We start from the raw sequence: 18,215 nt of genomic DNA, 5'->3' as shown, positions 1-18,215 counted from the left end.
ATGATGACTATGACACAGCCAAAGACAAACTTTAAACGAGGTGATATTTTGATTTATTGGGCGATCAAGCCTTACCACTGTGCAATCAAACCAAGTAACCGTAAAGTTGCTGAAGTTCGACGCATTATTGAAAAAACTTAGCGATCGCTAATCACATTGGCAATTTATTAGGCGATCGCATTAACGAGAAATCAAGGGGCGATAAAAGGTGTAAGATTACGATAATCTGACTTTAAGCTAGGCTTTATAGAAGCTTTACAAAGAATTCCATTATGGTTTTTAATCGACTCCTAGGCTATTTTTTTCGCAGTGAGCCGAATGGCATTGCGACTATGTATCCAGATCTCGATCCGCGCAAACTTGAGCAGTTTCTAACTGACCAAGATTACCAACGAATTAAGTCATTTGACAATGTCTATATTTTGCCATTCGCCAGTCAAAACGGCGAAGCTGAGCAAATATGTTTTGGAATCGGACTTTCTTGGCTCATGATTCGGAATCTAATGTTGTTGAGTGATATCAGCATTCATGGTCCTGAGGATACTCCAGATTTACCCTATGAGGCGGTAAACGATATGGTTAGATCCCGCTTGAGATCATCCCACGTCACTGGTATTGCCAATTTTAATTCGGACGGCTATTCGCTACAAGTTGAGTTCCATCATCCAGATCGGTCGGTTATCACTACAAGAGTTCACAATGAAGATTTTAAGATGTTTCTTCTCGAATGCTCGCACGCTATTACGCATCTCATTGGGAGTAAGTCAGATGATCTCATAGTTAACAGATGGAATGTTGCCCAGCCGCGCGATGCAAATTCACTGGTTCAACTTGGAAAAATCCGCCTCGACTTCAATCGCGAACAGATGATCGAACGCGCCCAAGCAGCTCAAAAATTATTGGATATTGATCCAGATTTTATCGTGGCTATGTGGGAAATTGATGAGGAGATCCCAGAAGCCAAGCAAAAATTCCTCTTGGGACTAGATCGAGATCCATATAATGCCCAACTTTGCTTCATAATCTTCTGTGCAACTTGGTTGTCGAAGAAGCCTCAGCCAGATGCTTTACAGTATTGTCGCAAAGCAATTGAGTTGTCGCTGGGTCATGGAAAAGCTCATATGTGCGCTCCCCATGCAGCATATGAGCCGCAAAAAATGTTACGCCATTCAGAATTGGGTTATCGTCTATTGCCAGGCAATTCGTTTGCAGTCAACAACTATACGATTGCACTAAATCGCACAGGTTCTCCAGAAGAGAAACGAATCTTATTAGCAGAAGAGGGAATCTCAGCAGATCCTCATGATGGTGGTAACTATGATCGGCTCATTGAGCTATACATTGAACTTGGTGACTACGAGAACGCTCTAGCGATAGCCGAAAAGCTTCAAAAGCTTTATGAACCAACTATAAACAAACGAACTCTGTATTGTTTGAGGCAAAACCCGATGATGGCTAAGCTTATCGACTCTGGTAAATACGATCCTGCTGCGGATAACCGTCGCCGTATCGCGGAACTACGTCAGAGTATAGAGCGAAAAAAATAGTGCGATCGCTAGAAATGCAAGAGAAAATACAACTGAGAGACTTGTTAAATCAAGAAATCATCGCAATCCAAGAACAAAAGCTAGACAATGCGGTAGAATGCTTTCAGCGTGGATGGGATGATGCTATGAACGGCAGAACTCATCCAATCTCTGAACTTTGGGATGGAATTGAAGTTGCAGAAGTTCAGCGCATTATTGCAAAAACTTAGCGATCGCTAATCACATTGGCAATTTATTAGGCGATCGCATCGCTTTTTTTGAGCTAAAATCAGAGCATATAAGCTTTTCAATCTATAGTTAACGTTCAAAATCAATGCAAGTTACTATTGAAGTATCCGATGAGATTGCGCTACAGGCAAATCGAACAGGATTTTCTGTGCAGGAATTTGTCATGCAAGCAATTCAAAAATATATACATCAAGAAGTTCCTTTAGTTCATACCCAAACTTGGCAATTGTGCGGCGGATTGCAAGTGAAGAAAAATTTGGATGTACCGATTCATAGCGATCTAGATGTAGTTACTAACTATGCTGAAAATATTGATGACGTTCTTTATGGCAATCTGTAATGACAGAAGTTCTAGTTGACACATCAGCGCTGATTGCTTTTTTTGTTGGCTCCGAGAAGCATCACCTAGCCGTAAAAAACTATTTCTTATCCAATCCTGATTCAAAATGGGTGATTCTCTCAACAGTTTTTGATGAGACGGTAACTTGGCTCCGAGTCAAGATTTCAATTCGAGATTCTATTGCTGTTGGGCGGCTATTACGTCAAGAACATCGTTATGTCGCTTTATCAGAAGCGGATGATATCGCCACATGGGAAGCATTTTGTCGATACGATGACAAGGCTTGGAGTTACACGGATTGCTCGCTGTTGGTGATGTCTCAGCGTTTAAATATACCTACTGTAGTAGCGCTAGATGATCATATTCGGCAAATGCGTGGTTTGGGCGTGAATTGTGTTCCTTAGCGATCGCTCATTTATGATGACTATGACGCAGCCAAAGCCAAACTTTAAACAGAGTGGTATTTTGATTTATTAGGCGATCGCATTGCAACTCATAGATTAGGACTACTATGCAGACAACCCAAGTAACCGTAAATTTATCTCTCCCTTTTGAACCCCTTATCCAAATGATGCGATCTTTAGAACTGCAAGAGAAAAAAACTGAGAGACTTGTTACAGCGCATTGCGCTCAAACCCAAACCAAAGAAATTTTTGAAAGCGTTGCTTTGCAACGCTTTCAAAAATTTCTTTGTGGTTCGTTTGATTGATAATTGCTGCAAATCAAGAAATCACTGCAAGCCAAGAACAAAAGCTAGACTCTGCGGTAGAATGCTTTCAGCGTGGATGGGATGATGCTATGAACGTTAGAACTCACTCAACTCTGAAATTTGGGATGGAATTGAAGTTGCAGAAGTTCGGCGCATTATTGCAAAAACTTAGCGATCGCTAATCACGTTAGGAATTTATAAGGCGATCGCATAGCCAAGCAGAGACTAGATAAGAACCTATCAAGTGCAAACCAGAGGTTACGAAGGTTTCTCCTCATCTCCTAGCCTAAGCAATGAGGCAAGAGCTTAACTTAGGAAAAATTGAGTTATCGATCGCAGGAGTTGGGGAGTTAATTGATCGCAATGGTTTAAAATCAGGCAATCTTAAAAAATTTTAATAATTTTGTTTCGCATGATCGAGTCGCCCCAGTCAGTATTTGAGAAACCAGAGCCAACTTTTAACAAATTCCGCAAGGCGATCGCCAATAAAGAATTTTTAATCACAGCCGAGGTGTCGCCGCCCAAGGGCAGCGACCCCACCCATATGCTTGCCCAGACGCGATCGCTCAAGGGGCGCGTCCATGCCGTGAACATTACTGATTCCAGTCGGGCGGTGATGAGCATGAGCCCAGTGGCTGCCTCAGTCTTAATTCAACAACAACTCGGCATAGAAACCATTTGTCAGTTAGCTTGCCGCGATCGCAATCGCATTGCCCTACAGGGCGATCTATTTGGGGCGGCTGCTTTAGGGATTACCAATATTTTGGCGCTTACGGGCGATCCAGTAAAAGCAGGAGACTATCCCGATGCGCGATCGGTATTTGATTATGAGTCGGTACGCCTATTGCAATTAATTCAGAAGCTAAATCAAGGATTGGATGCCAATGGCAAAGCATTGCCCAATCAAGGTACAGATTTCTTAGCTGGAGCAGCCGTCGATCCTCAATCGCCTAGCTGGTCGGGTTTGCAAAAACGCTTTGAACGCAAGATTAATGCTGGAGCACAATTTTTTCAAAGTCAATTAATTACCGATTTTGAACGCCTCGATAAATTTGTCAATCAGATCGCCAATCAATCGGATAAACCAATTCTGGCGGGAATATTTTTAATTAAATCTGCTAAAAATGCGATTTTCCTAAATAAATTTGTGCCTGGAGTACAAATACCCGATCGCATTATCGATCGCTTAGCTAAGGCTAAGTCGCCACTACAGGAAGGCATGGCGATCGCGGCGGAGCAAATTCAAACGGCGCGGCAAATCTGTCAAGGCGTGCATATTATGGCTATTAAAGCCGAACACCTAATTCCTGAGATCCTCGATCGCGCAGGAATTGCCCTGCTATAGCTGTCACCAAGAATTAGACGTTGCGGCGCTTCGCGCCGCAACGTCTAATTCTTGTTTTTGTATGTCTATACCTCAAGAATTGATTGGCGGCGCTTCGCGCCGCCAATCAATTCTTGACGAGTTTATACCAATTCACAAAATGGCAACGCCATTTTGTGAATCTCAAAACCTTACTGGGTTTGTTTTTTAATTCACTGAAGTGTTGGCTCACTTCAGTGAATTGGGATAAAAAGTTTGGCGACACTTTTGTGAATTCGTATAACTTTTGAGAGGTTTACTCGGTAAAGCTCTCAAAAGTTCAGCACTTTCGGTTAATCTAGGAAATAACCCTAACTCACATCTATGGCACGACGTAGTAGATACTCCACAACTCTGAACACACCTCCTACCGAACCAAGATCTAACGGCACAACTACTAAACTTGCGATCGCAGGTGCAATTTTTGCTGTGGGTATTGGTGTGGGTATTGCCCTCTCCACCCTTAACCCCACACCACGTACCGTTGACGCAATTCGCCTAGATAACCTCGCCCCCAGCCGCGATTTTTGCAATAACTACGGAGCATCAGCAATGGTGATGAGTAGTCGGGTATACGTGACCCTTAACCCCTTTAACGTATTCATCAGTCAAGCCGAGCCTGTTCCTGGCTGCGTTGTCTTGCCAAACAACTGGAATTTGCTGCTCCAAAAGAATGTCATCAAGGAAGCCGATATCCGTCAATGCAAGGATCGGATGAATACCTTTGGCTTTACGGGCGATCTCGAAAAGACTCCCGTTGTTGATTGTATTTACGAAAGTAAAAATGCTACCGAGAAGTTTACTAACGCCCTTCCCGCCAAGCCTAGCCCTAGCCCTCAACCATAAGAAAAGAGCGTCTCAATGAGACGCTCTTTTCTTGGTATTGATCCTTCTAGCATTCATCAAATGCTTCTAGATCGAGTAAATGTCGATAGGGTTCAGCTAATTCGGAACCCTTAAAAGCTAGCGATCGCAGAATATGCCAGTCGTTCAAGCTTTCAAAAGCATTGGTATAATCGTCCCGCTCAAGACGATCCGCGATCGCTGCGACTTCCGACGCATTGAACTTACTAGGATCGACTTCTGGCGCTTCGCCTATAACATCCTTGGATGGGTTATTAACCATATCGCTCTATGACAGGCTTGTGAACGGAGAGAGAGGGATTCGAACCCTCGGTACGGAGTTACCTGCCGTACAACAGATTAGCAATCTGCCGCTTTCGTCCACTCAGCCATCTCTCCAAATTTATTAGGAATTATATCTTATCAGATTGTACGTAGAATGCAAGTCAATTATTAAATTTAATAAATTTTACTTTGGGATCGTTTAACTGGGCGTACTTGGCTGCCTTTGCCTCGATTTCCTGCAATTGCCCCAAAGCCAATCCACAGGGAAAACCATACTTTGCCTTGACGCGATCGCTGGCAATATTAAGAGCAGTTCGCGATCGTTCGACAAAATCAACTAGGTCGTACTCGGTGTTGGGGACAAAATATTCTTTAACGATTAAAGATGGCGAGTAACAGGAATCTTGAGAATCATCTGGCCAAGCAATTTGAAAATGGATTTCAGGCATAGGATTTCCTCAGTAAATTATTTTAAAAGCAATAGGAATGAAGGTTTTGATTGGGACATAAAACCCCAAAGATGAGTGGCGGCGCTTCTCGCCGCCACTCATCTTTGGGGTTTTAGTTTATTCTAACTATCTCAAGCATTGCCATAGTATGGGTACAAAGCGGTACTATCTGCTCTAATTTTGCCATTTTTACCGTAAATTGCATACATTTCCTGCATTTATGCGATCGCAAATTGCTGTTTATAGTGGGCGATATGCATTTCAGCCGAATTTTCCCAAGTGTATTTTGTCAAGATTTCTTGACTGGCTATTACTAAGGCTTGACTAAGCTGAGAGTTGGTAATCGCTCGCATTCCTTGGGAGATCGCTTCGACATCGTCGGGATCGACCAATAGAGCCTGTTGCTCCGATAAAAACTCCGTAAAGGGCGGACAGTTGGAGGTAATGACGGGCAATCCTGAAGCGATCGCCTCCATCACCACCAAGCCCCATCCCTCCTTTGCCGACGGAAATACAAAGGCATCGGCACAGCGATAAAGAGCGGGCAATTCGAGATCGGTGATTACGCCTGTAATTACTAAGGATTTGCCCAGATTTAAGTTTTTCGCGATCGCCAGAAATTCATCGCGATAGGCTTGATAGTCGAAGAGGGTGGCTCCGCCAGCAATGACTAACTGGGCGTTAGGAAAATCTTCTAAAACCCGCGCAAAGGCTTGGATGAGCTTGATCGAATTTTTGCGCGGCTCAATGCCCCCAACGGTTAAATAAACTGGCGCACCTGTTAACCCAAATTTTTGGCGAATGAGCGATTCCATGCCATTGCGATCGCGCGAAAATCTTTGTAAATTCACCCCATTCAGTACCTGTGGGGCATGGATGTGATAATGCTCGTAAATTTGCTTTTGCCAACCCGCGCTCACGCATAGGCATAGCTCTGCATCCCGAATTGATCGATCCTGACAAGCCCGTAAATAGGGACTATGGTAATCCTCGATATGGTGAATAGTGCGAACAAAGTGGGGGATATGTCCTTGCGATCGCAAAATCGCTAAAGCATTAGCACTGATACAGTCTTGCGCGTGGTAGACATCATAATCAAGGGGTGAGCTCCCCAGATACGCCACGAATTCCTGAATGCGCTGTTGAATTAGGCGATCAATCTCCTTGGGGGCAGACTGGGCGGGAATGGGTTGAAATTCACAGGATAAATGGCGCTCAAATCCTAGTTCATCCTTATCTAAAGCATAGATACAGACTCGATGCCCTAATTTTTGCAAGGCTTCCGCGAGTTCGAGGGTATGGATGACGCTTCCTCTAGGTTTAGTGGAATAAGTCAGGAGCGCAATGTGTAATTTTGATATTGTCGATGTCGATGACATAGATTATATTTTGTGGGCAACATGGAAAGCCGAAAGAAAAGATAGTTTAAGGCGATCGCCTCGATGGTGATGGAGAACTGCGCGGAGTTTGTCAAAGAGCTGAATTCTGCTGTCGGGCGCAAGCGCTATATAGGGGGAAAGCGTACTCAGCAGTAATAGATAGTCATCAAGACTATAAACAACGTGATACCTAGAGCAGTCATAGCTCAGGTTGTAAAAGTAGCCTGAATCGAGAATAGTTTGACTGAATTTTAAGAAATCGGCTTGATGGGTTTGCCTGCCCTCATGTCTGGCGTAAAAGGGAATGGAAGGGACTAGGGCTTGATAAATATCCTCAACTAACTGATAGGTTGTCTCATCTATTTGTGGCGGGGTATTCCATAATAAAATGAGAGAACCTTGAGATTTTAGAGCTGATGCTGACTTAGCATAGGCGATCGCAGGATCGATCCAATGCCAAGAGGTGGCGGCAAGGACAGCCTCAAAGCGCTCAGAGCCCAGTTCCCATTCCTCAAAAGCTAAATTTTGAATTTCGACATGGGGATATTGGGCACAGTTCTGCTTTGCTAATTCCGCAGCTTCATAATTTGGTTCCAGACTTACTAGGGAAAAGCCCAAACGCGCCAAGTTTACCGTGGCGATCGCGGGACCGCAACCTAATTCGAGAATTTTGGCTGGGGGTTGCAGTTGAGCGAGTTTAATGGCTCGGTCGATAATTTCTTGGGGATAGCGAGGTCTCACCCGATTATAGGCTTCTGCCACGGAGCCATACCAATGCTTTCTTTCGTCTAAATCTTTGCCAGCATAGTCGTTAACTACCTCAGTCCAACTTTTTTGCTCAGAATCGTTGGGCGTAGCAATGGCTGGTATCTCTTCTAACGGATGACTTAAATCTGGAAAATCGGTCATAAAATTCCCTTGCTAGCTGGTGATTCTAAGTAGCTAGGCATAATTAAAAACCAAAACCAGAGAGCATACCGCCCGCGAAGTGGGCGGTATGCTCTTCTGGGTTTTAAGTTTACTTATGCTTAGCTACTTAGTTTACTATTTTTCGACTAGTCGACTAGTCGGTAAGTATGGCTGCTCAGGACATAAAACCCCAAAGATGAATAGCGACGCTATTCATCTTTGGGGTTTTGAAAATCCTGTTAAAGTATCGCGATCGAAATCCCAGAATAAAACTGAAGCCGATCGCGATTGTAAAATTACCTGTGGACTAGCTTGCACTTCACCAACCACCCCACAGATTAAGTCTTGAGTATGAAAAAGAGCTTGCACTTTTTCTACTTTTTCGGGACGAACACTTAATAAAAATCCATAGCTGGGGAAGGAGATCAGCCATCGTTCTAAGGGAATACCATCGGGACGGGGAATACTTTCCAAATCGAGGATCGCCCCACAATTAGAAGTTTCCATCAGCATCAATAACGTACCGATAATACCGCCCATGCTGATATCTTTCGCCGCATCGCATAGTCCTGAGTTGGCTAAAGATGGCAAAATCGCTAAATTCTCGCGGAGTTGTTGCGGCTCGGCTTGAGTGGCTGCATTCCAAAATGGATAATCGGGATGGAATTGTCCCCGCAGATCGATCGCGACTAATAGCCGATCCTGTGGTCTCGCATTAAAGCTGGTGAGTAACTTTTGGGCGCGTCCGAGAATGGCTACGGACAGCGCATTGTAAGCGCTACGGCAATTGGTATGTCCGCCGACAATGGGAACTTGGTAAGCAGTAGCAGCGGCTTTCATACCTGCGAGTAATTCCGAAATCGAATCAGGGGATTGACTCCAGATCGTATCGACGATCGCGATCGGCTCGCCGCCCATGGAGTAAATATCGCTAACATTGACCATCACCGAACACCAACCCGCAAACCAAGGGTCGGTCTCGATTAATTGCGGTAACATTCCCTCAGCGGCAAGGAGTAAGTAACTATCACGATTGGGGATAGCGGCACAATCATCACCTAAAAGAATGCCCTTGCTGTTCCATGATTCGCCCAAACCCTGAGCCGCAATCTGGATATCCTGCTTATGCAATATCCCCATGGATTGCCTTAGATGGGTGACGAGATCGGATAGCATCTAGGATGCCTCACGGTAGGGGAAAGGACGGATTTCATTCCCTGCGGGATAGAAATTCAGATCGGCTTCCATAAAGTGGTGGGGGCGATCGCAGATCGTCATTTCCTCTAGGGATTCCCAATGTAGACGCTGAAAGAAACGTACGTTTTGGATCTGCACTGTGGCAAGGAAGCGATCGCATCCCCATGTATTCGCCGTTGTCACTGCTTTATAAATCAATCCTTTGCCAATTTGCCAACCACGTCGGTAGTCTTTATGAGTACCCAGCCTGCCACCGTACCAGATTCCTTTTTCGGTTTCATAAATTCGGACAACCCCCACAACTTGATTGTCATCGGTATTTATCGCCACGATCGGATAGGCGATTTGATCAATATCATCGATATCGTTCTCTTCAAATACATACTGCTCTTCGACAAAGATTGCTTGGCGAAGTTTGAAGTAGGCCTCTATTTCTTGAGCTGTAGAGGCGAGCTTGAAAACATAAGCAGAAGTCATGGTAATTATTCCTAAGGTGGGAAGGGAGTAAGCATAGGTAAATCTAAAACCTAGAAGAGCATACCGCCCGCCTCGCGGGCGGGATGCTCTCTGATTTTGGTGTTTAATTACATTCATTCAAAGAGAGAAAGAGCAGAACAGGCTCCACACTTGGCGCAACCCGCCTTGATATCTGCTGAAGACATCTGCGATCGCTTTAGCAAAGCGCCCACCCTTTCGTATAGGGCAAACATAAACTCCGTGCTTGGTGCGGGATGGTTGGCTAATGGCGTACCGCTAATGGGAACAAAGGGAACGACAAAGGGATAAACTCCTATACTAATCAGGCGATCGCAGGTTTCGACTAGAGTTTCGAGACTATCGCCTAGTCCCGCTAAGAGATAGGTGCTGACCTGTCCCCACCCAAATACCTTGACAGCCGAGGCAAAGGCATCAAAATAATAGTTGAGGGGAACGCTTGCTTTCCCTGCCATGATTTTGCGGCGAACTTGAGGATCGGCGGCTTCAAGGTGCATTCCCAAGGTGTCAATGCCTGCGGCTTTCATGCGATCGAACCAGATGAAATCATCGGGAGGTTCGCACTGTGCTTGAATGGGAATATCTACTTGCGCTTTGATAGCCTTGGCACATTCCGTTAAATAGGCCGCCCCGCGATCGCTTGTATTGGGTGTACCTGTCGTCATCACCATATTTTTGACTCCATCCAGTCGCACCGCAGCTTCGGCAACTTCAGCGAGTTGCGCGGGTGTTTTACGCGCGATGGTACGTCCTGCTTCTAGGGATTGCCCGATCGCACAAAACTGACAGGCGGTATCGGTATGGTTATAACGCATACAGGTTTGCAGAACCGTTGTGGCGAGGACATCATGGCTGTGCAGGAGTGCGATTTTCCAATAGGGAATGCCCTCGCTGGTGGTTAATTCATAGAACTTGGGCGCTTTGGGGAAGGCAATGGTGGCGATCGCTTCTTTGCCCGATTCTAAGAACATTTCCTGAGTTTCGCCATCGATCTCTATCCTATAGGGGGAACTCGCTGCCGAACTATTAAAGACAGGAACCATAACGGTCGTCCCATCAATAGCGATCGCCTTATGATCGGAAGGACCCGCTCCGCCTTTGCGACCACTAGCTCCCATCTGGCGATCATTGGAGCGATCATTGGAACGATCTGCTAGCTGCAAACCCTTAGTCTGCAATTCTGTAATTAGTTGTTGCTTGTTCATAAAGGCTTGTCCCATCAAAACTGGCGATCGGATTTTTAATAAAAATATGGTTTTATCCCAATTCACGAAAGTGTTGTTACACTTTCGTGAATTAAAAACCAAACCTAGTAAGGGTTTTCAAAGCTAAAATGCCGTAGCCATTTTTAGCTTCAGTTTTAATCTTGGAGTTTGAATTTTGCCTTCGGCAAAATTCAAACCGCTACGCCCCGCGCTCCTGACTGGGGAAATTCTCGTAATCTGGGAGTCCATTTACTCCATTGAATCCACGCTCGAATCCTTTGATCTGGAATCCTGCAAAGGGTTCAGCATTCAGATGGGCTTGCAGTAGGTCGGGACGCGCGTAATGTCCGATCGCATCCATCATGCGCTTGCGTTTGGTAATTAGTGAAAAATCTAAATCTGCGATCGCCATGCCTTCGCCTTCGGTAATTGGCGGACAGAGATGATTGCCTTCGGGACTGATAATCGCCGTGTTGCAACCACCACTTAAGGCTTTTTGGAGTTTCTCATCGCTGGTGATTTGCGTAACTTGCTCGGTCGAGAGCCAGCCTGTGGCATTAATCACAAAACAGCCTGACTCAAGAGCATGGTGGCGGATGGTGACTTCAATCTGGTCGGCAAAAATCTGACCAACTAAAGAACCAGGAAATTGAGCGCAGTGGATTTGCTCTTGCTGCGCCATCAGGGCAAATCGCGCGAGGGGATTGTAATGCTCCCAACAGGCAAGAGCACCAACTTTACCGACAGATGAATCGACCACCTTCAAACCAGCCCCATCGCCCTGTCCCCAAACCATGCGCTCGTGATAGGTTGGGGTGATTTTGCGTCGTTTGAGTAATAGCGTGCCATCGGCATCGAAGATAAGTTGCGCATTATAAAGAGAACCACCGTCGCGCTCGTTTATGCCCAACACCACGACGATACTATGCGATCGCGCCGCTTGACTAACTGCTTCTGTAACTGGACTAGGAACGACAACGGCTTCTTCGTAGAGGCGTAGATGCTCTTTTCCCATCATTACAGGGGGCTGCACAAAGGAAAAATAGGGATAGTAGGGAATGAAGGTTTCAGGGAAGACGACGATCTGAGCGCCCTCTTTGGCAGCATTCGCGATCGCTAGTAAAACTTTCTCCGTCGTACCATCGCGACTAAATAAAACAGGGCTGATTTGAACGGCGGCGGCTCTAACTTTGCGCGAGTAATCCACGATTGATGAGGTTCCTAAAGAGTCCAAGTGTCAAGAATGAAAGCGTTATCCTTACGATGCAAAAGAATAATATCCAATACATCTAAGGGACTAATGGGACGAATTCCGGGAATGAGTGAAGGTTCGCCATGTCCGTAGAGAGCTTGCAGGGCAAAGCGGCAAGCATAGACCTTGCCACCCTCGGACATAAACTTAGAGATTTGGTCGTTAAAATTCTGATGTCCGGGAAAAGCGGCATCGCCTAATTTGGGGAAGCCGCGTTGTACGCCCAATGTTACCCCAGGACCATAGAGTAAGATCGAAGTTTCAAAACCTTTGCGAAGTAAGCGGGTTGCTTGCAAGAGATTCACAAACCCGATCGAACCTTCAAAGGCAACGGTGTGAAAAGTGACAAGGGCTTTCTCCCCTGGCTCGGCTTTGACATCCTCGAATACCTTCTCTTCATAGTTCACAAAGAAGTCGCCAGTCTGATGAGCGGGAGTAGTTACTTCAGGCATTGTTTTTTCCTTAAGGTTGAATGGAGGAGAGGCTAAAAGCTAAAAGCCTATAGCTAGGTATGAACTTGCAGTCAGATTAGTTGTTAGCTACGGTTCTATTTTGTATATCTAGTTACGGAAAAGAGAACTCTATCTTTATCACTAGGAAGGCGATCGTTTTTTTCAGGGATTGCTCAAAATGCATAGCTATACCTATCGAAATCGATAGGTATAGCTATATTCACTTAAATAAAGACATCAAACCCAATAGAGAGTTGCGGCGCTTCGCGCCACAACTCTCTATTGGGTTTGATTTTTGTCCTAAGATTACTGACTATAGCTATAAATATAAAACCCAACAACCTGTGGCGCACGCGCAGCGTGCGCCACAGGTTGTTGGGTTTTAATTATGCTCAGCTACTTAGCTCAAACCCAAAAGATCAGCGCCAGCGCTGATCTTTTGGGTTTGAGTCATGAACCGAGCAAAAATTCATTCACCACTGTCCAATCGCTCGTATGGGCGACTTTGCTCCTTGCCATAATGTAGTCCGCGAGATAAGCCGCATCTCTAGCAATTCCTGAAAATCTTCCCGAGCCCCATGTATAGAGCCAAGGTAAACCTAAAAAGTAGAGCCCTCTTACTTCAGTCACGCCGCGATCGTGGGCAGGGTAGCCCTTGCCATCAAATACGGGAATTTCGAGCCAACTGAAATCTGATTGGAAGCCAGTACACCAAATTACGGTTGTAATATTTGCTATATCGAGATCGAGCATTGGATCGGCATCACCAGCAGGTTGCCAAACGGGGTAATAGGGTGGTTCGGTGGGAGCAGCAATCTGATTGGTTTCGATGAAATTATCAATGGTTTTCTTGATGCTTTCATAGACTGCATCCGCGCCATCAAGATTTTGTTTGAGGTCGTTAAGGAACTCTAATTTATTACTAGAGATACTTTTTAAGCGACCATGCAGTTCCATTCCCTCAAGGGCGAAGCGGCGTAGATCGATCTCGCGTCCGCCATCGCGACCTGTAAGGTAATGGTTAGCTTTGTTGCGTACTTTCTCTTTTTGGGGATGCCGATCAATGGACAATTCGTAGTAGCCCATCATATCTAGCCATTCCACCGCATCTTTGCCTCGATAACGACGTGGCGATCGCGGCGCACTGCCGACGGATAGATGGACTTTGCGTTCTGCAAGGTGCAAGTCTTCGGCAATTTGACAGCCTGATTGCCCAGTGCCAATTACTAATACTGCGCCATCGGGAAGGGATTCAGGATTTTTGTATTTTGAGGAATGTACCTGCAAAATGCCATCGGGTAAGCGTTCGGCGATCTTGGGAATCTTGGGTTGGTGATAGGCTCCGATCGCAACTACGACTTGATCGGCGGTATATTCACCGCTACTAGTAGTTACCGTAAAGATACCGCGATCGCTGCGGCGCAAATTCAGGACTTCCACACCTTCCTTAATGGGTGGATTAAAGGAACTTGCGTAGCTTTCAATGTATTGTACAATCTCATCTCTTTTGATAAAGCCTTCGGGGTCGTTGCCCTGATAAGCATAGCCGGGAAGCTGACATTGCCAATTAGGAGTTACCAAGCAAAAGGAATCCCAACGCTGCGATCGCCATGCATTTGCGATTTGGTTTTTCTCAAAAATAATATGGTCTACGCCTTTTTCCTTTAAGCAATAGCTCATGGATAGACCTGCTTGACCGCCGCCAACAATTACAACGGGATAATGATTTGCCATTGGCTAATTTCTTAATCTTTGCTTAGAATGCACTGAGATTAAGTGCTAGCCAAAGCGGGATTTTGTATTCCTAACTACGGAATATGGAAGTCTATCGATAACGTTAGGAGTGAGAAATATCTGCATAGTTGGAAAGCGATCGCTCTTTAAACCTTTACCCAAATCAATAGCCCCCAAGATAATCATTCACTTCTTACATCTGTATCTTTTGGCAAGCTGGGAGTAGTCTTCAAGAAGTAAATAAGCGTCGCGCTATTTTCGATCGCGCTATTTTCGATCGCGAAATTATCCCCAAACAGGCTAGGATACTTATATACAGAGTAATCAGGAATTAACAATGGTAGAACGTCCTATCAAGAAAGCAGACCGTCAGCTAAAACCCGAAACCGAAGAAACTACACCTAGCGCTAGACAGTCTGATGACTCCGACAAAAAGCGTTCTACCCGTAGTGGCGGTCGAGACAAGAGAGATAAGCGAGGCTCCAGAGATGAAGAGCCCAAAGCTCCCGTAAATCTCGCTTTGGTTAGGGGACCAAAGCCCACCAAACCCAAACCAGTCGTAGAAGAAGTCGCCGCAGAAGCCTCCAGTAGCGAAGAAACCGCTCCCGAAGAATCATCCGAAGCATAAACCTACGTGCCATCGCAGTAAAAAAGCGGCGCAAAGCGCCGCTTTTTTATTTGGAGCCAGTCAGTAAGCCTTGAGTGGGGCTAAAAACTAAAGCTAATAAAAATAACATCAATACCGCTAAGACGATCGCTGGTCCTGAAGGTAAATTTAAGTAATAACTGGCATACAATCCGATCGCACTGGCAGTAACCCCTAAGCCCGCGCCCACATAAATCATTTGATGCAGTTCTTTGACTAATAAATAGGCGGTAATTGCGGGACCAACTAGGAGCGATACCACCAACACGACACCCATCGTTTGCATACTGGCAATGATCGTTAGGGTTACTCCTGCCATCAGTCCTAAATAAATGAGATTTACAGGGAGTCCTAGAGCTTGTGCCCCAGTGCGATCGAAAGTGTAAAACAGCAATTGTTTATAAAACATGGCGATCGCGGTTAGGACGATCGCAGCAATCACCCCTGCCCTGATCGTATCTGTTTGGGAAACGCTAAGAATATCGCCAAAGAGAAATCCATGTAGATCGATTTTAATTTTTAGTAGAGAAATTAATAAAATACCGATCGCGAAAAAGCTCGAAGAAGTTAGCGCCATAGCCGCATCGACCTTGACGCGAGTTTGTGATCGCAACCAAGCGATTAAAAATGCACTACTGATGCCCGACATAAATGCGCCGATCGCCACATCAATCCGCCAGAAAAAGGCGATCGCCATCCCTGGCATGACCGTATGGGTCATCACATCCCCCAGTAAGGCCATGCGCTGCACGATCAAAAAGCAACCGATCGCTGGACAGATAATTCCTGCTAAACCACCTGCAATTAAGGCATTTCTCATGAATTCTAGTGCTAATGGTTCGGAGAGCCATTGCCAGACTGGGATTTGGGCAATTTGCATAAATATAAATAATAAATATAAATAGATAGATAGATAAAGGCGAGGGGATTTGTGTAGACAAGTAAGTCAGCGTAGTTGCAAACCAAAAAACTTAGCGGGTGGTGTGCTCTTGTGGGTTTTAAGTTTACTTCTTAGCTATTTAGACCCAAAAGCAGCGATCCATTTGTGCTGAATGGCGGTTTCGAGAATATTTTGCACGATCGCGAACCATGCAATATTTTCTAATAATAAAATCGCGATCGCTAAAGTAATTTGCATCAGGGGTAATGGCATCAGCCATGACAATTCGCGCTCAATGGTGGCAAAACTCCGAATGCAGGCAAAGGCTAAAATTGCTCCTGACTTGAGATGGGAGTTGCGATCGTGCCGCACAATGTAGCGATAGGTGACTGCAAATAAAAAACCTGCAAAGCCCATCATACTTAACTTGATTGCTAATAATAAGGGACGAGCCAACGCAAAGCTGTCAATTAGTTGTGTTGGGGAGTTGGTCAAGACTGGTTGCAAGGTTTGCACAAGCAAATGGTGGAGAATGGCGATCGCAAAAAATGCGAAAATGCTGGCGATTGCTCCCAAAAAGCCTGCCTTAAAGGATTCAATGCGATCGGTTATTGATAGATGTTCGGACTCGGTGGTAATAAGAGGAGAAGATTGCACGCTCGTTAACTATTTTTAGGACTACAGCAATCCTACATGAGTTCAGAAGTAATACAGCAACCTCCAAGACTGTCAAGCAAACTGTGGTGCATTCCACTAATACCAATTCTCAAAAGTGTGGCTACACTTTTGAGAATTGAAAACCAAACCCAGTAAGGTTTTCAAAATCACAAAATGGCTGTGCCATTTTGTGATTTGGTATAACCACAAATTAAGGAGCGATCGCCCAGCATTGTTTTTAGCTCATTCTGGGGCATGGATTTTAGGTGGAGTTTAAAATCCCTTCCTGTTCTAGAAAGTCATCAAAAGCAGAACCTACAATGAGAATTGTTAGACATAGTTAACTCCTAGCTTTATTTTTAAACTCAATTAGTCTCTTCATAGCTAGGTTACGCATATCGCTCATGTTACGCCAAGGAATTGTGGGATCGAGTGTTTGAATTTCATCAGGTATGTTGACGGATGCTTCACCGATAATCACGAAGTTGTATAGCACAGACTGCACAACCATTTTATTCTTACCAAATTCCTCAAAAGCCATTCCTTGTGTAAATTTTAGATAACGTCTGAACGAGCGAGTGATGTTAATTTTTTATCAATATTCTGTGTCATTCGATTACCTCCGATACATCGCTATTCGGCATTTGTTTGATTGCTTCTAAGATTTGAGGTTTAATCATAGTTTTTTGAATAAGCTAAAGTAAAAATTCGCCTCTTCTAAACACAAACTGCGATCGCGATCGCACAGCGTTATTTTTTGTTAAATTTATGCAATGGTCTGTATCATCAGTTTAAGCGATGTGATGGCATAATAGGCTTAAGGATTTATCAGTAAAGAACTAGAGATATATGTCTAAAATACCGATCCTCCAAGCTGATCAATCATATACTTTTCGCTCCTACTTCGAGATGTCCTACGGTGCGGACGAAATTCTGGCTGAATTTGGATATACATTTGCTAGCGATCGCATTCCATTACCAAAAACAGAAGAGACTCTAAACTGGGTTCCCGAATTACGCGATCGCATCGAATCCTTCTTACCCCGTATCCGACTTACCAGCGAAACTGCTCGACGTGAAACGCTAGTTGCTCCTTTATTACTTGCGGTTACAGTCCATTGCAATTGTCAGTTGAGAATTGAATATCCATTAAACGTAAATAATTGGCTAAAAGGTTATCTGGATTATCTTGTACGTTCTACTCATAATTTATTGGTTGTAGAGGCTAAGAATGATGATCTTACCAAAGGTTTTACCCAACTAGCAGTGGAATTAATTGCTCTCGCTGAAGCCGAAGGGCAGAATGAACTTTACGGAGCTGTGACGATTGGTAATGTTTGGCAGTTTGGATACTTAGATGTGAAATCAAAAAAGATAACACAGATTGCTTCGCTGTATCGAATTCCCGAAGATATCGAAGAATTAGCTCAAATTTTGGTTGGTATTATAAATCAATAGAAGCGATCGCTATTCGGCATTTGTTTGATTGCTTCTAAAATTTGAGTTTTAATCATAGTTTCTTAGTACAGGACAAAAAGTTGCAAAAGTAAGCAGGAAGGGGTTTTATAAGAGATAACCACATCACAAATAAAACCCCCATGAAAGAGATTAACCTATTCCGAGAAATGTTGCTGCAACATTTGCA

24 protein-coding genes and 1 tRNA gene are annotated in these 18,215 nt (G+C 44.6%); 11 read left to right on the top strand and 14 right to left on the bottom strand.

The window, feature by feature from the left end; all coding sequences use genetic code 11:
- Nucleotides 1-9: 9 nt before the first annotated feature.
- The 9 genes from PseudUWO310_RS23665 to PseudUWO310_RS17390 all read left to right on the top strand — a co-directional run bounded on the left by PseudUWO310_RS23665 (nt 10) and on the right by PseudUWO310_RS17390 (nt 5,033).
- Complete coding sequence (locus PseudUWO310_RS23665; RefSeq protein WP_263363456.1) at nt 10-141, top strand: hypothetical protein; 132 nt, start codon at nt 10-12, stop codon at nt 139-141.
- A gap of 191 nt (nt 142-332) precedes the next feature.
- The gene (locus tag PseudUWO310_RS17420) at nt 333-1,547 is read left to right on the top strand and encodes a tetratricopeptide repeat protein (protein WP_142603507.1); all 1,215 of its coding nucleotides are present in this window, start codon (nt 333-335) and stop codon (nt 1,545-1,547) included.
- Entirely contained in the window at nt 1,547-1,756 is a 210-nt protein-coding gene (locus tag PseudUWO310_RS17415) for a hypothetical protein (protein ID WP_223805723.1), read from the top strand. Before PseudUWO310_RS17420 ends, PseudUWO310_RS17415 begins: the two co-directional genes overlap by 1 nt.
- Nucleotides 1,757-1,860: 104 nt before the next feature.
- Nucleotides 1,861-2,115 carry a hypothetical protein gene (locus tag PseudUWO310_RS17410; RefSeq protein WP_142603502.1) on the top strand — a complete coding sequence of 85 codons (255 nt, stop codon included), beginning with the start codon at nt 1,861-1,863 and terminating at the stop codon, nt 2,113-2,115.
- Complete coding sequence (locus PseudUWO310_RS17405; protein WP_142603499.1) at nt 2,115-2,519, top strand: type II toxin-antitoxin system VapC family toxin; 405 nt, start codon at nt 2,115-2,117, stop codon at nt 2,517-2,519. The genes PseudUWO310_RS17410 and PseudUWO310_RS17405 overlap by 1 nt, the downstream gene beginning before the upstream one ends.
- A gap of 107 nt (nt 2,520-2,626) precedes the next feature.
- Nucleotides 2,627-2,824, top strand: a complete 198-nt coding sequence (locus PseudUWO310_RS17400; RefSeq protein ID WP_142603497.1) for a hypothetical protein — start codon at nt 2,627-2,629, stop codon at nt 2,822-2,824.
- A 412-nt stretch (nt 2,825-3,236) separates the two neighbouring features.
- Complete coding sequence (locus PseudUWO310_RS17395) at nt 3,237-4,169, top strand: methylenetetrahydrofolate reductase (RefSeq protein WP_142603496.1); 933 nt, start codon at nt 3,237-3,239, stop codon at nt 4,167-4,169.
- Nucleotides 4,170-4,230: 61 nt separating this feature from the next.
- Nucleotides 4,231-4,359: a hypothetical protein gene (locus tag PseudUWO310_RS23660; protein WP_263363455.1), complete on the top strand. Its 129-nt coding sequence runs from the start codon at nt 4,231-4,233 to the stop codon at nt 4,357-4,359.
- Nucleotides 4,360-4,511: 152 nt separating this feature from the next.
- Complete coding sequence (locus PseudUWO310_RS17390) at nt 4,512-5,033, top strand: DUF3172 domain-containing protein (RefSeq protein WP_009628258.1); 522 nt, start codon at nt 4,512-4,514, stop codon at nt 5,031-5,033.
- A 46-nt stretch (nt 5,034-5,079) separates the two neighbouring features.
- On the opposite strand, the gene PseudUWO310_RS17385 is transcribed toward PseudUWO310_RS17390, so the two are convergent.
- The 11 genes from PseudUWO310_RS17385 to PseudUWO310_RS17330 form a co-directional block, all read right to left on the bottom strand.
- Entirely contained in the window at nt 5,080-5,313 is a 234-nt protein-coding gene (locus PseudUWO310_RS17385; RefSeq protein WP_009628259.1) for a DUF2555 domain-containing protein, read from the bottom strand.
- 24 nt (nt 5,314-5,337) lie between these two features.
- Nucleotides 5,338-5,429, bottom strand: a tRNA-Ser gene (locus tag PseudUWO310_RS17380).
- 47 nt (nt 5,430-5,476) lie between these two features.
- Nucleotides 5,477-5,764, bottom strand: a complete 288-nt coding sequence (locus tag PseudUWO310_RS17375) for an MSMEG_0570 family nitrogen starvation response protein (protein ID WP_009628260.1) — start codon at nt 5,762-5,764, stop codon at nt 5,477-5,479.
- Nucleotides 5,765-5,982: 218 nt separating this feature from the next.
- Nucleotides 5,983-7,143, bottom strand: coding sequence for an MSMEG_0565 family glycosyltransferase (locus tag PseudUWO310_RS17370; protein WP_142603494.1), 1,161 nt, complete (start codon nt 7,141-7,143; stop codon nt 5,983-5,985).
- Between the two features lie 3 nt (nt 7,144-7,146).
- Nucleotides 7,147-8,052 carry a class I SAM-dependent methyltransferase gene (locus PseudUWO310_RS17365; RefSeq protein ID WP_142603492.1) on the bottom strand — a complete coding sequence of 302 codons (906 nt, stop codon included), beginning with the start codon at nt 8,050-8,052 and terminating at the stop codon, nt 7,147-7,149.
- Between the two features lie 213 nt (nt 8,053-8,265).
- Nucleotides 8,266-9,228 carry a sll0787 family AIR synthase-like protein gene (locus PseudUWO310_RS17360; protein WP_142603490.1) on the bottom strand — a complete coding sequence of 321 codons (963 nt, stop codon included), beginning with the start codon at nt 9,226-9,228 and terminating at the stop codon, nt 8,266-8,268.
- A complete protein-coding gene (locus PseudUWO310_RS17355; protein ID WP_142603488.1) occupies nt 9,229-9,726 on the bottom strand; it encodes an MSMEG_0567/Sll0786 family nitrogen starvation N-acetyltransferase in 498 nt (165 codons plus the stop codon).
- 113 nt (nt 9,727-9,839) lie between these two features.
- Nucleotides 9,840-10,949 (bottom strand): MSMEG_0568 family radical SAM protein, encoded by a 1,110-nt coding sequence (locus tag PseudUWO310_RS17350; RefSeq protein WP_142603530.1) that lies wholly within the window; start codon nt 10,947-10,949, stop codon nt 9,840-9,842.
- A 199-nt stretch (nt 10,950-11,148) separates the two neighbouring features.
- Nucleotides 11,149-12,156, bottom strand: coding sequence for a Nit6803 family nitrilase (locus PseudUWO310_RS17345; protein ID WP_142603486.1), 1,008 nt, complete (start codon nt 12,154-12,156; stop codon nt 11,149-11,151).
- Between the two features lie 14 nt (nt 12,157-12,170).
- Complete coding sequence (locus PseudUWO310_RS17340; protein ID WP_009628267.1) at nt 12,171-12,653, bottom strand: MSMEG_0572/Sll0783 family nitrogen starvation response protein; 483 nt, start codon at nt 12,651-12,653, stop codon at nt 12,171-12,173.
- Between the two features lie 450 nt (nt 12,654-13,103).
- A complete protein-coding gene (locus PseudUWO310_RS17330) occupies nt 13,104-14,387 on the bottom strand; it encodes an MSMEG_0569 family flavin-dependent oxidoreductase (RefSeq protein WP_142603481.1) in 1,284 nt (427 codons plus the stop codon).
- Between the two features lie 337 nt (nt 14,388-14,724).
- Between PseudUWO310_RS17330 and PseudUWO310_RS17325 the strand changes: the two genes are divergently transcribed.
- Complete coding sequence (locus tag PseudUWO310_RS17325; protein ID WP_142603479.1) at nt 14,725-15,015, top strand: hypothetical protein; 291 nt, start codon at nt 14,725-14,727, stop codon at nt 15,013-15,015.
- A 46-nt stretch (nt 15,016-15,061) separates the two neighbouring features.
- Here the strand turns inward: PseudUWO310_RS17325 and PseudUWO310_RS17320 are convergent, their stop codons facing one another.
- From PseudUWO310_RS17320 to PseudUWO310_RS17310, 3 genes are all read right to left on the bottom strand, one after another.
- The gene (locus PseudUWO310_RS17320; protein ID WP_142603477.1) at nt 15,062-15,913 is read right to left on the bottom strand and encodes a metal ABC transporter permease; all 852 of its coding nucleotides are present in this window, start codon (nt 15,911-15,913) and stop codon (nt 15,062-15,064) included.
- A gap of 135 nt (nt 15,914-16,048) precedes the next feature.
- Nucleotides 16,049-16,570: a hypothetical protein gene (locus PseudUWO310_RS17315; RefSeq protein WP_142603475.1), complete on the bottom strand. Its 522-nt coding sequence runs from the start codon at nt 16,568-16,570 to the stop codon at nt 16,049-16,051.
- A gap of 340 nt (nt 16,571-16,910) precedes the next feature.
- Nucleotides 16,911-17,153 (bottom strand): DUF86 domain-containing protein, encoded by a 243-nt coding sequence (locus tag PseudUWO310_RS17310; protein WP_223805725.1) that lies wholly within the window; start codon nt 17,151-17,153, stop codon nt 16,911-16,913.
- 266 nt (nt 17,154-17,419) lie between these two features.
- On the opposite strand from PseudUWO310_RS17310, the gene PseudUWO310_RS17305 reads away from it, so the two are divergent.
- Nucleotides 17,420-18,028 (top strand): hypothetical protein, encoded by a 609-nt coding sequence (locus tag PseudUWO310_RS17305; RefSeq protein ID WP_142603471.1) that lies wholly within the window; start codon nt 17,420-17,422, stop codon nt 18,026-18,028.
- Nucleotides 18,029-18,215: the final 187 nt, after the last annotated feature.

The organism is Pseudanabaena sp. UWO310, from assembly GCF_006861605.1.
Lineage (GTDB): Bacteria > Cyanobacteriota > Cyanobacteriia > Pseudanabaenales > Pseudanabaenaceae > Pseudanabaena.
Note: the sequence above shows the minus strand (reverse complement) of the source record. Positions and strands in the feature narration are given on the sequence as shown.

Coding starts and splice junctions, on each gene's coding strand:
- PseudUWO310_RS23665 (WP_263363456.1), top strand. CDS start 10: ATGACACAGCCAAAGACAAACTTTAAACGAGGTGATATTTTGATTTAT.
- PseudUWO310_RS17420 (WP_142603507.1), top strand. CDS start 333: ATGTATCCAGATCTCGATCCGCGCAAACTTGAGCAGTTTCTAACTGAC.
- PseudUWO310_RS17410 (WP_142603502.1), top strand. CDS start 1,861: ATGCAAGTTACTATTGAAGTATCCGATGAGATTGCGCTACAGGCAAAT.
- PseudUWO310_RS17405 (WP_142603499.1), top strand. CDS start 2,115: ATGACAGAAGTTCTAGTTGACACATCAGCGCTGATTGCTTTTTTTGTT.
- PseudUWO310_RS17400 (WP_142603497.1), top strand. CDS start 2,627: ATGCAGACAACCCAAGTAACCGTAAATTTATCTCTCCCTTTTGAACCC.
- PseudUWO310_RS17395 (WP_142603496.1), top strand. CDS start 3,237: ATGATCGAGTCGCCCCAGTCAGTATTTGAGAAACCAGAGCCAACTTTT.
- PseudUWO310_RS23660 (WP_263363455.1), top strand. CDS start 4,231: ATGTCTATACCTCAAGAATTGATTGGCGGCGCTTCGCGCCGCCAATCA.
- PseudUWO310_RS17390 (WP_009628258.1), top strand. CDS start 4,512: ATGGCACGACGTAGTAGATACTCCACAACTCTGAACACACCTCCTACC.
- PseudUWO310_RS17385 (WP_009628259.1), bottom strand. CDS start 5,313: ATGGTTAATAACCCATCCAAGGATGTTATAGGCGAAGCGCCAGAAGTC.
- PseudUWO310_RS17375 (WP_009628260.1), bottom strand. CDS start 5,764: ATGCCTGAAATCCATTTTCAAATTGCTTGGCCAGATGATTCTCAAGAT.
- PseudUWO310_RS17370 (WP_142603494.1), bottom strand. CDS start 7,143: ATGTCATCGACATCGACAATATCAAAATTACACATTGCGCTCCTGACT.
- PseudUWO310_RS17365 (WP_142603492.1), bottom strand. CDS start 8,052: ATGACCGATTTTCCAGATTTAAGTCATCCGTTAGAAGAGATACCAGCC.
- PseudUWO310_RS17360 (WP_142603490.1), bottom strand. CDS start 9,228: ATGCTATCCGATCTCGTCACCCATCTAAGGCAATCCATGGGGATATTG.
- PseudUWO310_RS17355 (WP_142603488.1), bottom strand. CDS start 9,726: ATGACTTCTGCTTATGTTTTCAAGCTCGCCTCTACAGCTCAAGAAATA.
- PseudUWO310_RS17350 (WP_142603530.1), bottom strand. CDS start 10,949: ATGAACAAGCAACAACTAATTACAGAATTGCAGACTAAGGGTTTGCAG.
- PseudUWO310_RS17340 (WP_009628267.1), bottom strand. CDS start 12,653: ATGCCTGAAGTAACTACTCCCGCTCATCAGACTGGCGACTTCTTTGTG.
- PseudUWO310_RS17330 (WP_142603481.1), bottom strand. CDS start 14,387: ATGGCAAATCATTATCCCGTTGTAATTGTTGGCGGCGGTCAAGCAGGT.
- PseudUWO310_RS17325 (WP_142603479.1), top strand. CDS start 14,725: ATGGTAGAACGTCCTATCAAGAAAGCAGACCGTCAGCTAAAACCCGAA.
- PseudUWO310_RS17320 (WP_142603477.1), bottom strand. CDS start 15,913: ATGCAAATTGCCCAAATCCCAGTCTGGCAATGGCTCTCCGAACCATTA.
- PseudUWO310_RS17305 (WP_142603471.1), top strand. CDS start 17,420: ATGTCTAAAATACCGATCCTCCAAGCTGATCAATCATATACTTTTCGC.